The sequence below is a fragment of the Pseudomonas sp. SCPG-7 genome, from assembly GCF_002156405.1.
Lineage (GTDB): Bacteria > Pseudomonadota > Gammaproteobacteria > Pseudomonadales > Pseudomonadaceae > Aquipseudomonas > Aquipseudomonas parakoreensis.
In genome coordinates this window covers 137422-148927 of sequence record NZ_MVOO01000003.1, presented here as the reverse complement: position 1 = coordinate 148927, position 11506 = coordinate 137422, and the positions used below count along the sequence as shown (strand labels likewise).

General features: G+C 62.0%; 11 protein-coding genes. 9 read left to right on the top strand and 2 right to left on the bottom strand.

Features of this window, described 5'->3' with window-relative positions; translation table 11 throughout:
• Positions 1-10 precede the first annotated feature (10 nt).
• The 5 genes from B1722_RS07575 to B1722_RS07555 all read left to right on the top strand — a co-directional run bounded on the left by B1722_RS07575 (position 11) and on the right by B1722_RS07555 (position 4315).
• Entirely contained in the window at positions 11-892 is an 882-nt protein-coding gene (locus B1722_RS07575) for an acyl-CoA dehydrogenase family protein (protein WP_041070480.1), read from the top strand.
• A gap of 74 nt (positions 893-966) precedes the next feature.
• Positions 967-2061, top strand: coding sequence for a serine hydrolase (locus B1722_RS07570; protein ID WP_086792065.1), 1095 nt, complete (start codon positions 967-969; stop codon positions 2059-2061).
• Positions 2058-2375 carry a hypothetical protein gene (locus B1722_RS07565; RefSeq protein ID WP_041070476.1) on the top strand — a complete coding sequence of 106 codons (318 nt, stop codon included), beginning with the start codon at positions 2058-2060 and terminating at the stop codon, positions 2373-2375. The genes B1722_RS07570 and B1722_RS07565 overlap by 4 nt, the downstream gene beginning before the upstream one ends.
• A 190-nt stretch (positions 2376-2565) precedes the next feature.
• Positions 2566-3156 (top strand): YceI family protein, encoded by a 591-nt coding sequence (locus B1722_RS07560; protein WP_041070474.1) that lies wholly within the window; start codon positions 2566-2568, stop codon positions 3154-3156.
• A gap of 1 nt (position 3157) precedes the next feature.
• Entirely contained in the window at positions 3158-4315 is a 1158-nt protein-coding gene (locus B1722_RS07555) for a phosphatidylserine/phosphatidylglycerophosphate/cardiolipin synthase family protein (RefSeq protein WP_041070472.1), read from the top strand.
• A gap of 132 nt (positions 4316-4447) precedes the next feature.
• Here B1722_RS07555 and bglX read toward each other — a convergent pair whose 3' ends face one another.
• The gene (gene bglX, locus B1722_RS07550) at positions 4448-6739 is read right to left on the bottom strand and encodes a beta-glucosidase BglX (protein ID WP_086792063.1); all 2292 of its coding nucleotides are present in this window, start codon (positions 6737-6739) and stop codon (positions 4448-4450) included.
• Positions 6740-6997: 258 nt separating this feature from the next.
• On the opposite strand from bglX, the gene B1722_RS07545 reads away from it, so the two are divergent.
• From B1722_RS07545 to B1722_RS07530, 4 genes are all read left to right on the top strand, one after another.
• Positions 6998-7606, top strand: a complete 609-nt coding sequence (locus tag B1722_RS07545; protein WP_007963199.1) for a LemA family protein — start codon at positions 6998-7000, stop codon at positions 7604-7606.
• A gap of 13 nt (positions 7607-7619) precedes the next feature.
• Positions 7620-8369, top strand: coding sequence for a YgcG family protein (locus B1722_RS29985; RefSeq protein ID WP_086792061.1), 750 nt, complete (start codon positions 7620-7622; stop codon positions 8367-8369).
• A gap of 33 nt (positions 8370-8402) precedes the next feature.
• Positions 8403-9020: a TPM domain-containing protein gene (locus B1722_RS07535; protein ID WP_041070466.1), complete on the top strand. Its 618-nt coding sequence runs from the start codon at positions 8403-8405 to the stop codon at positions 9018-9020.
• A 280-nt stretch (positions 9021-9300) separates the two neighbouring features.
• Positions 9301-10524, top strand: coding sequence for an SAM-dependent methyltransferase (locus B1722_RS07530; protein WP_086792059.1), 1224 nt, complete (start codon positions 9301-9303; stop codon positions 10522-10524).
• A gap of 59 nt (positions 10525-10583) precedes the next feature.
• Here B1722_RS07530 and B1722_RS07525 read toward each other — a convergent pair whose 3' ends face one another.
• Entirely contained in the window at positions 10584-11489 is a 906-nt protein-coding gene (locus B1722_RS07525; RefSeq protein WP_086792057.1) for a DMT family transporter, read from the bottom strand.
• Positions 11490-11506 lie beyond the last annotated feature (17 nt).

Below are 11506 nucleotides of genomic sequence, written 5' to 3'. Positions count from 1 at the left end.
GGAGCCTCTTATGCCCTGGCCCAGCCTGCTCGAAAGCCCTGAACGCCTGCCCGCCGTCGCTGATCTGGCGGAAGGTTTCGCCACGTTGTTGCATCAACTGGGCAACGTGACGCCATTCGAACTGGCGGTGGCCGGAGGGCGGCGCATGGCGACGCCGGGGCTGGCGTTTCTGGTGGGGTATCAGGCGGCGTTGCGCATGCTTTGGCCGAGCGCGCCGCCGAGTCTTGGCGCGTTGTGTGCGACCGAACAGCGCAGCCTGCGCCCGGCGGACATGCAGACCCGTCTCAGCGATTTGCGCCTGAGCGGGCGCAAGGATTTCGTCACCGCCGGGGATGCGGCGGACTGGCTGTTGATCGCCGCGCGCAGTGAAGAGCCCGGTGAAAAACCGCGTCTGAGTCTGGCGGTGGTCTATCCCGGCGAGCCCGGCGTGCGTGTGGAAAAGCTCCCGGCGCTGCCGCTGATGCCGGACATCAGCCACGGTCGTCTGCACCTGGACGGCGCGTTGTGCGAGTTGCTCGCGGGGGATGGCTGGGATGCTTATGTGAAGCCGTTCCGCAGCCTGGAAGATGTCTATGTGCTGAGCGCGATGACCGCGTGGCTGTATGGCGTCGGTCAGGACAGTGGCTGGTCGCAGCCGCTGCTGTTGCGTTTGCTGGCGCTGCTGGCCGGCTGTGCGGAAGCGAGTCGCCAGCCGCCGAACAATCCGGCCGGACACGTGTTGCTGGGCGGGTTGTTTGCGCAGTTTGATGCGCTGAAGAACGAGATCGATCAGGCGTTGGCCGAGGGCAACCCGGAGTGGGCGCAGATGTGGCAGCGTGATCAGTCGGTGATGCAATTGGCGGCCGCCGCGCGGGCCAAGCGCTTGGCCAAAGCCCTGCACATTACGCTGTAGGAGCTGCCGCAGTGATCGGGAGATTGTCATTTTTCTGGGCCATGATCTTTGCACCCGTCCGTTGAGATTTTTCCATGATCAAAGGCCTGTCCCTGTTCCTGCTGCTGATCAGCTTCACGGTCCAGGCCGAGCAATGGCCGGATGAACAATGGCCAACGGGCGCAAAAAACAGCGGCGCAGCAGTCGAGGCATTAGAGGCCTACGCCTTCCCACCCCGCGACGACGACACCCGCCAGGGCATCCGCACCGACGCCTTGCTGGTCATTCGCGACGGTCAGGTTATCTACGAACGCTATGCCGGTCCGACCCGTGCCGAAACCCCGCACCTGACCTGGTCGATCAGCAAGAGTCTGATGGCCACGGTGCTTGGCGTGGCGTATGGCGAAGGCTTGTTCAAACTGGATGATCCCGTTTCAAAGTTTTATCCGGCGTTGGAAAAACACCCGGCGATCACCATGGCGGACCTGCTGCACTGGGCTTCCGGTCTGGACTGGCAGGAAGATTACGAATACGCCCCGCTGAAATCCTCGGTGGTGGCGATGCTCTACACCCGTGGGCAGCGCGACATGCCCGCGTTCACCGCCGATCACGACGCCTACGCGCCGCCGGGGCAGGCGTTCCGTTATTCCAGTGGTGACAGCAATCTGCTGGCGGCGGCGCTGAAGAACATGGTCGGCCCCGAGCGTTATCCCGACTATCCGTGGACGGCGCTGTTCGAGCCGTTGGGCATTCGCCATGCCGTGTGGGAAACCGATGCCGGCGGCACGTTTGTCGCGTCCTCTTACGCGTATCTCACCGCCCGTGATCTGGCGCGGGTTGGCCTGTTGATGCTGCGCGACGGACGTTGGCGCGACCGGCAATTACTGCCCAAGGACTGGATCGCCTTCAACCGTGAGCCATTTGCCGGCTACAAGGCGCATCAGGACGAAGCGGTGCCCGGCGGCCAGTGGTGGCTCAATCGCCCGGCGGATGGCGCCGCCGCGCCATGGCCCGACGCGCCATGGCCCGACGCGCCGCCCGACACCTTCGCCGCCCTCGGTCATTGGGGGCAGGCGCTGTATGTAATCCCCAGCGAGAAACTGCTGATCGTGCGTTACGCCGATGATCGCGACGGCAGCTATCGCCACAACGAATTGCTCAAACGCGTGCTCAAAGCGGTGCAGCCATGAAGCTGTTGAAGCGGGTGTTGCTGCTGGCGCTGATCGTGCTGCTCGGCTGGATCTGGCTCGAACGCGACAATCTGTGGGCGTTCCCCGACATCATCAGTGCGTACACGGCCAAGGAATATTGTTCGTGTCGCTACGTGATGAACAACCAGGCTGAATATTGTCGGGGTTATGTGAAACAGTGGCTGCCGACCAGCGGTTTTACCGATGACAGCGCGAGCAAAACCGTCACCGTCAGTGGCATGGGCCGCAGCAACCGCGCGCAGTGGCTGGGTGAACGGCAAGGTTGCCGCCTCAATCCTCAAGTCAATAGATAACCCCGTGGGAGCTGGCTTGCCAGCGATGACGGTGTATCAGTCAACAGAGAGATAGCCTGTCCCGACGCTATCGCTGGCAAGCCAGCTCCCACAGCAGGTTTCACCAATCGATAGATTTGCGGCGATCAGTTTGCAATAACGGCGTGGGCGGTTAAGGTTCGTGCAGGTTTATCGCCCCCACGAGTATTCAATGTTCAACCGCTCCCTCTATAAAGCCTTCGCCAGTCTGCTGCTGGCCGCCGCCGCGCTGCCGGCGCAGGCCAACTGGTATCTGGATGGCGAGTCGTCGCGGCTGTCGTTCGTCAGCACGAAAAACGCCCACATTTCCGAAGTGCAGCGCTTCCTGGTGTTGCACGGCAAGGTCGATCCGGATGGCCGCGCCGAAGTCGAAGTCGAGCTGGATTCGATCAACAGCGGCATCCCCCTGCGCGACGAGCGCATGCGCAAGGAGCTGTTCCAGATCGAGCAATTCCCCGAAGCGACCATCAGCACCCGGATCGACCTGCGCCCGATCAACGATCTGGCCCCCGGCGCGCAGCTGGAATTGCGTTTGCCACTGACCGTCAACCTGCACGGCAAGCAACATGAATACCCGGCGCAGTTGCTGGCAACCCGCCTCGATGACCGGCGTTTTCAAGTGGTGACCCTGGAACCGCTGGTGATCAACGCCGAGGATTTCGACCTGGTGCCGGGCCTGGAAACCCTGCGTAACCTCGCTGGCCTGTCGGCCATCAGTCTGTCGGTGCCGGTGGGTGCGGTGCTGATTTTCACGGCGCGCTGACATGCGCGGCGCGGTGTTCCCGTGGCGGGACGGCAACCGCTTCGAACTGTTGATTGACGGCCCGCAATTCTTCCCGCGCATGCTGGTGGAAATTGCCCGCGCCGAAGAACAGGTCGAACTCGAGTTGTATCTGGTGGAGGCGGGCGCCTGCGCCGAAGCCGTGGTGCAGGCGCTGGTGCAGGCTGCCGAGCGCGGGGTGCGGGTACGCTGCCTGTTCGATGACTACGGCAGTCTCGCGTTTACCCTGCACCTGCGTCAGCGCCTGATCAAGGCCGGGGTTGAACTGCGTTTTTACAATCGCCTGAGCTGGCGGCGTTGGGTCGGCAACTTTTATCGCGATCATCGCAAACTGTTGCTGGTTGATCAGCGTCTGGCGGTGGTCGGCGGCACGGGTGTCACCGATGAGTTCTGGACGCCGGGTCAGGACAGCAGCGAATGGCATGAAGTGATGGTGGAAATCAGCGGTCCGCTGGTGCTCGACTGGCAAGTGCTGTTCGACCGTCAATGGATCGCCAATCGCCATCGTCGGGCCTGGAAACCTTCGGCGCATGTCGGCCTGCCACGCTTGCCCAAGGTCCCGGACATGGGCGAGGGCATGGGCCGCGTGGCCTACGCCGATGCCCGCCAGCATCGCGACATTCTGCAGTCGCTGTTCCGCGCCTTGAACAGCGGACAGAAACGCATCTGGATGGCCACCCCGTATTTCCTGCCGACCTGGAAAATCCGTCGCTCGCTGCGCAAGGCCGCTGCCCGCGGTGTCGACGTGCGGCTATTGCTCACCGGACCGCGCACCGATCACCCGTCGGTACGTTACGCCGGCCATCGCTACTACCCGCGCCTGCTCAAGGCCGGGGTGCAGATCTTCGAATATCAGCCGTGCTTCCTGCACCTGAAAATGGTGCTGGTGGACGAGTGGGTGAGCATCGGTTCGTGCAACTTCGATCACTGGAATCTGCGCTTCAATCTGGAGGCGAATCTGGAGGCACTGGATCCGTCGTTGACGGCAGCGGTGGTGCAGAGTTTCGAGAAGGACTTCGGCCTGAGTCAGCAGGTCAGTCTGGAGGAGTGGCAGCGCCGGCCGCTGTGGCGGCGGGTGAAGCAGCGGATCTGGGGCTGGGTGGATCGGCTGGTGGTCAACATTCTCGATCGCCGCGGCTAGCAGTCACACCCGTAACACTGTGGGAGCTGGCTTGCCAGCGATGGCGGCCTGACAGTCAACTGAGATGTTGAATGTGCTGGCCTCATCGCTGGCAAGCCAGCTCCCACAGGTTTTTGCATAGGGTTTCAGGTGTTACAGCAACTCAAAGCTCTGCTGTGTCACATCCTGCGAATCCAGGCCGATCTGCACGTTGAACTTGCCAGGCTCGGCCGCGTACTTGAGCTGGGCGTTGTAGAACTTCAGGTCATCCTCGGTGATGGTGAAGTGCACGACTTTCTGTTCGCCGGCCTTGAGCATGATTTTCTGGAAGTTCTTCAGTTCTTTCACCGGGCGAATCATCGAGCCGGTGACGTCCTGAATGTACAGCTGCACCACGGTTTCGCCGTCACGTTTGCCGGTGTTTTTCAGGGTGACACTGGCGTCGAGCTTGCCGGTGGCGTTCAGCGTGGTTGACGACAGCGCCATGTCGCTCAGGGCGAATTGGGTGTAGCTCAAGCCGTAACCGAACGGGAACAGCGGGCCCGTGGTGTCATCGAAATACTGCGAGGTGTAGTTGCCCGGTTTGCCCGGCGTGAACGGCCGGCCAATGCTCAGGTGGTTGTAGTAGGTCGGGATCTGGCCCACGGAGCGCGGGAAGGTCACCGGCAGTTTGCCCGACGGGTTGTAGTCGCCGAACAGCACGTCGGCGATGGCGTTGCCGCCCTCGGTGCCGCTGAACCAGGTTTCCAGAATTGCATCAGCCGACTGGTTCTCTTCGAGAATGGTCAGCGGCCGGCCGTTCATCAGCACCAGCACCAGCGGTTTGCCGGTGGCTTTCAGGGCACGGATCAACTCGCGCTGGTTTTCCGGGATGTTCAGGTCGGTGCGGCTGGAGGACTCGTGGGACATGCCACGGGATTCGCCAACGGCGGCGACGATCACGTCAGCGTCCATGGCGGCCTTCACCGCTTCGTCGATCAGCACATTGGCCGGGCGTGGATCATCGACCACTTCCGGGGCGTCGAAGTTGAGGAAGTTCAGGTAATCCAGCACTTTCTTGTCGCTGGTGATGTTGGCGCCACGGGCGTAGATCAGGTTGGCCTTGTCGCCCATCACCGAGCGCATGCCGTCGAACAGCGTGACCGACTGCGCCGGTTTACCCGCAGCGGCCCAACTGCCCATCATGTCGATAGGTGCCTTGGCCAATGGACCGACCAGCATGACTTTCGCGTCTTTCTTCAGCGGCAGGGTGTCGTTCTGGTTCTTCAACAGCACCAGGCTGCGACGTGCCACGTCACGGGCTTCGGCGCGGTGCAGACGGCTTTCGGCGTAGGTGTCGGCCGGATCATCCTCGGCCTTGCCGATACGCAGGTACGGGTCCTTGAACAGGCCCATGTCGTACTTGGCGGCGAGTACTTCGCGCACCGCGTTGTCGATGTCTTTCTGTTCGATCTCGCCGGACTTGAGCAGCCCCGGCAGCTCTTTGCCGTACAGGGTGTCGTTCATGCTCATGTCGATGCCGGCCTTGATCGCCAGCTTCGCCGCTTCACGACCGTCGGCGGCCACGCCGTGCTTGATCAGCTCGAAGATCGCGCCGTGGTCGCTGACGGCCAGGCCCTTGAAGCCCCAGTCCTTGCGCAGCAAGTCGTTCATCAGCCAGGTGTTGGCGGTGGCCGGGATGCCGTTGATCGAGTTCAACGCGACCATCACGCCACCGGCGCCGGCATCAATCGCGGCGCGGTACGGCGGCAGGTAGTCCTGGTACATCTTCACCGGGCTCATGTCCACGGTGTTGTAGTCGCGGCCGCCCTCGACTGCGCCGTACAGGGCAAAGTGCTTGACGCTGGCCATGATGCTGTCGGCGGCGCTCGGGGTATCGCCCTGATAGGCCTTGACCATCACTTTGGCGATGCGCGAAGTCAGATAGGTGTCTTCACCGAAACCCTCGGAGCTGCGGCCCCAGCGCGGATCACGGGAGATGTCGACCATCGGTGCGAAGGTGATGTCGAGGCTGTCGGCCGCAGCTTCCTTGGCGGCAATGCGCCCGGACTGGCCGATGGCGCCCATGTCCCAGCTCGAGGCCAGGGCCAGCGGAATCGGGAAAATCGTACGATGACCGTGGATCACGTCGTACGCAAAAAACATCGGAATCTTCAGGCGACTGCGCATCGCCGCGTCCTGCATCGGGCGGTTTTCCGGGCGGGTGATCGAGTTGAACGTACCGCCGATGTTGCCGGCGGCGATCTCTTTGCGGATCAACTCGCGGGGCATTTCCGGGCCGATGCTGATCAGGCGCAACTGGCCGATCTTTTCATCGAGGGTCATTTGCTTCATCAGATTGCTGATGAACGCGTCCTTGTTTTCCAGGGGTACCGGGGTCGTGGCGGCCAATACTTGATGACTGGCCAGGCTGACGAACAGGCCCAGCAAACACAGCTTCTTCATGAATATTTTTCTCGAGGGCCCAAACGGCAATGCAATGCCGGCCAGCCAAAAGTTAGGGAGCGACTATTGTTGTTCGGGTGCAGGCTCAAAATGACCGAGCCAAAAACGCCCGCCGACCGTCGGCAGCGTTTGCGCAGGGCCTCTTTTTAGCCCATCGGCCCGTTGCAATCCAGTGGCGCGGCCGATTATGCCCCAACCGCCGATGCAGAAGGTTTCACGGTCGGTTTTTTATGAAATACGCCAGGGAGCATCACTTTGATGAATGTCAGTCCAACCTACCGCTCGCGTCTGCAGGTCGCCACGTTGCTGGTGCTTGCCACTTTGTTGACCGCATGTGGCATCAACAATATCCCGACCCTCGACGAACAGGCGAAAGCCGCTTGGGGCCAGGTCCAGAACCAGTATCAGCGCCGTGCCGACCTGATCCCCAACCTGGTGGAAACCGTCAGAGGCTACGCCAAGCATGAGGAAGCGACCCTGACTGCCGTGGTCGAAGCGCGGGCCAAGGCGACGTCGATCCAGGTCGATGCCAGCACCCTCGACAACCCGGAAAAACTCAAGCAGTTCCAGCAGGCCCAGGATCAGTTGAGCGGTGCCCTGAGCCGGCTGATGGTGGTGTCCGAGCGTTATCCCGACCTGAAAGCCAACCAGAATTTCCTCGCCTTGCAGTCGCAGCTCGAAGGTACGGAAAACCGGATTGCCGTGGCGCGGCGCGATTTCATTCTGGCGGTGCAGAAATACAACACCGAGATCCGCACGTTTCCCGGGCGCCTCTGGCACAGCGTGATGTACAGCGACCTGCCGATTCGCGAAACCTTCGAAGCCACCACTCCCGGCGCGGAAAAGGCCCCGGAAGTGAAGTTCTGACCCGAGGTTATTCATGCGTGTGTTGAAGATAGGCCTGGTGCTGATGCTCTGGCTGTTCGCCGTCAGCGCCCGGGCCGAGTTGACGTTCCCGGCGCTGAGCGGGCGAGTGGTGGACGAGGCGCAGATGCTCGAGCCCTCGGTGCGCGCCCAGTTGAGCCAGCAATTGCAGGCGCACGAGCAGGCCACCGGCGAGCAGTTGGTGGTGGTCACGGTGCCTGATCTGCAGGGCATCACCATCGAGGATTATGGCGTGCAACTGGGCCGGCACTGGGGCATCGGCCAGAAGGACAAGAACAACGGCGCGCTGCTGATCGTCGCCCGGGACGAGCGCAAGCTGCGCATCGAAGTCGGTTACGGGCTGGAAGATCGGCTGACCGATGCACAGAGTTCGGTGATCATCCATCAAGTGATCACCCCGGCGTTCAAGGCCGGCAATTTCAGCAAGGGCATCAGCGACGGCGTGGCCGCGATGCTGGTGGTGCTCGGCGGCAATCCTCTGGACGAACCATCGACGGTGTACGAGTCGAGCGGCGATCCGCAGAGCGATTTTGTCTCGCGTCATCCGCTGTTGTTCGTTTTTCTGGTGGTGTTGTTCATCCTGACCGTGTTTGTCTGCCAGATGCTCGGTATCCTTCCCGCCGGCCGTGGCGGCTCCGGAGGCGGCGGTTTCGGTGGGGGTGGATTTGGCGGCGGCGGTGGAGGCGGGGGCTTCAGCGGCGGCGGGGGCAGTTTTGGCGGCGGCGGATCGTCCGGCGGCTGGTGAACACACAACAATAATGATCAGGCACTTTTCGACATGGCATTACTGACCGAACACGAACAACGCAAAGTCGCCGAGGCGATCGCCCGGGTCGAGCGCGACACCGACGCCGAACTGGTAACGGTGCTGGCGGCGCGCGCCGATGACTACGCATACATCCCGCTGCTGTGGGCCAGCCTGCTGGCGCTGCTGGTGCCGGGCATCGTTCACTACCTGAGCGGCTGGATGACGATGCGCAGCCTGTTGCTGGTGCAATGGGGGCTGTTTATCGTCCTGTGCCTGCTGTTTCGTCTGCCGAAGGTCACCACCCACCTGATCCCGCGCCGCGTGCGGCACTGGCGCGCATCGAACCTGGCACGGCGCCAGTTTCTCGAACAGAACCTGCACCACACCGTCGGCAGTACCGGGATGCTGATCTTTGTCTGCGAGGCCGAACGTTACGTGGAAATTCTGGTGGACGAGGGGATTTCCCGGCGGCTGGACAACAAGAGCTGGGACGCGATTGTCGCCGCGTTCACCGAGCAGGTGCGGCAGGGGCGCACGCTTGAGGGGTTCATCACCTGCATCGAGGCCTGCGGTGAGTTGCTCAAGGTGCATGTGCCGGTGACGCAGGTGAGGAATGAATTGCCCAATCGGTTGGTGGTGCTGGCCTAGAAGCCCCTCACCCCAGCCCTCTCCCGGAGGGAGAGGGAGCCGACCGAGATGTCTTGCGCTCGACATCGGCCTGAGAAACCGAGTCGATTATGGATTCAAAGGCACTCTTTCAAGTCGGTGAACCTCTTCAATATCCCCCAATCAGTCCCCTCTCCCTCCGGGAGAGGGTTAGGGTGAGGGCGCTTTTAAAGCCGTTGGGTAAATAAGAGCGTGTCCCCAACCGCCATCCCCCCTAAAATACCCGCCATTCCCGTTTCGCCCCGCCCGAGGCTGCTTGTTCATGTCCGTTAACGCCCCATCCGCGCCGTCTGCCAAACCGGTGCCCGATCATCACGCCCAGTTCATCGAGCTGCTGCAAACCAGCCTCGAACAGAACGGCTTCATCAAGCTGGTGCTGGCCAAGTACGTGGGCGAAGAGGCGGAGCTGCAGCGGATCATCATCAAAGCGGTGACGGTCAAGGCGCAGCCCAACCTGTCGTTCGTCTATCGCTACAAGACCCGCGACATCACCAAGAACCTGCCGCTGAGCGAAGGCGTGGCGGTGATTGCCGAGCTGTTGCCGGTGGCGTTCAAGAATGCGCATTTGCTGACTGTGACCGACGAAGCCCAGCTCGAATACAGCAAAAAGGGCAAGTCTTCGCTGTTCAAGAGCAAACCTCAGCAATTGCGTGAAGCGCCGTCCGCCGAGCACAACCGTGAGAAAAACCGGTTTCTGGACTTGAGCCGACCGTTCCTCAAGGACCTGGGTGTGACCAACGCTCAGCACGAGCTGATCCCGGCGATGTCGCGCAAGTGGAAGCAGATCAACAAGTTCATCGAAGTCTTCAGCCACGCGCTGACCTCCTCACCGCTGGCGCTGGACAAACCGGTGCGGGTCGCGGATTTCGGTTCGGGCAAGGGCTACCTGACGTTCGCGATTCACGATTACCTGCGCAACACGCTGAAGGCCGAGGGTGAAGTCACCGGCGTCGAGCTGCGCGAGGAGATGGTCAACCTGTGCAACGCCGCCGCGGCGAAACTGGAACACCCGGGCCTGGTGTTCAAGTGCGGTGACGTGCGCAGCGTGGCGCCGAGCGAACTGGACGTGATGATTGCCTTGCATGCGTGCGACATCGCCACCGACTACGCGATCCACACCGGTATCCGCTCCGGCGCGTCGATCATCATGTGTTCGCCATGCTGCCACAAGCAGATCCGCCTGCAGATCCAGAGCCCGGCACTGCTCAAGCCGATGCTGCAATACGGTCTGCACCTGGGCCAACAGGCGGAAATGGTCACCGACAGCCTGCGAGCGCTGTTCCTCGAAGCCTGTGGTTACGAGACCAAGGTGTTCGAGTTCATCTCGCTGGAACACACCAACAAGAACAAGATGATTCTCGCGGTGAAGCGCGCCGAGCCGGTGGACCCGGCCCAACTGCTGGTGAAGATTCAGGAACTCAAGGACTTCTACAACATCAGCGAGCACTGCCTGGAAACCCTGTTGCGTTCGGACGGCTTCCTCTGATCCTGTGGGAGCGAGCTTGCTCGCGAAAGCGGGCTGACAGTCAACGATGATGTCGACTGTTAGGGCCCCTTCGCGAGCAAGCTCGCTCCCACATGGGGTTTGATGGCGGTCTTGCGCCCGAGCATCACCGTCGCGATCACCCCGCAGGCAAACACCCAGGTGATCGGCTCGACATGTTCACCAAAGAACAGCGCCGAAAACGCGATGGTGAAAAAGATCTGCAGCAACTGGATCTGACTGACCCGCGCGATCCCGCCCATCGCCAGTCCGGCGTACCAGGCGAAGAAGCCGAGAAACTGCGAGAACAGCGCCACGTAGCCGAACGCCCACCAAGTCTTGGCTGACACCGCGCCCTGATGTTGCAGCGCCAGATACAACACCGGGCCGATCAGCAGCGGCGTCGACAGCACCAGCGCCCAGCAGATCACCTGCCAGCCGCCCATTTCCTTGGCCAAACGGCCACCCTCGGCATAGCCCAGACCACCCACGGCAATCGCGCCGAGCATCAACAAGTCGCCGGCCTGAATGCTGCCGGCCCCGGTGTACAACGCGTAGCCGAGCACCAGCGCACTGCCCAGCGCGGCGCAGGCCCAGAAGGCTTTCGACGGGCGTTCATGGGACAGCCACGCCGCATACAGCGCCACGCACAGCGGCTGCAACCCGTTGACCAGCGCGCCGTGGGACGCCGGCAAGGTTTGCATGGCCCACGCCGACAGCACCGGGAAGCCGAGAATCACCCCGGCGATCACCAGGCTCAGGCCTTTGATCTGCTGCCAGCTCGGCCACTTCTCGCGCCGCCACAGCAACAGCGCCGCCGCCGGAATCGCCGCGAACAGCGCACGGCCCAAGCCATTGAGCAGCGGATGCAGTTCCTGCACCACGATCCGGGTGAAGGGCAGGGTCAGGCTGAAAATCACAACCCCAAGCAGGCCGAGGGCCATGCCGGTGTTTTCGCGTGAGGACATGATGAGAACCAGAATAG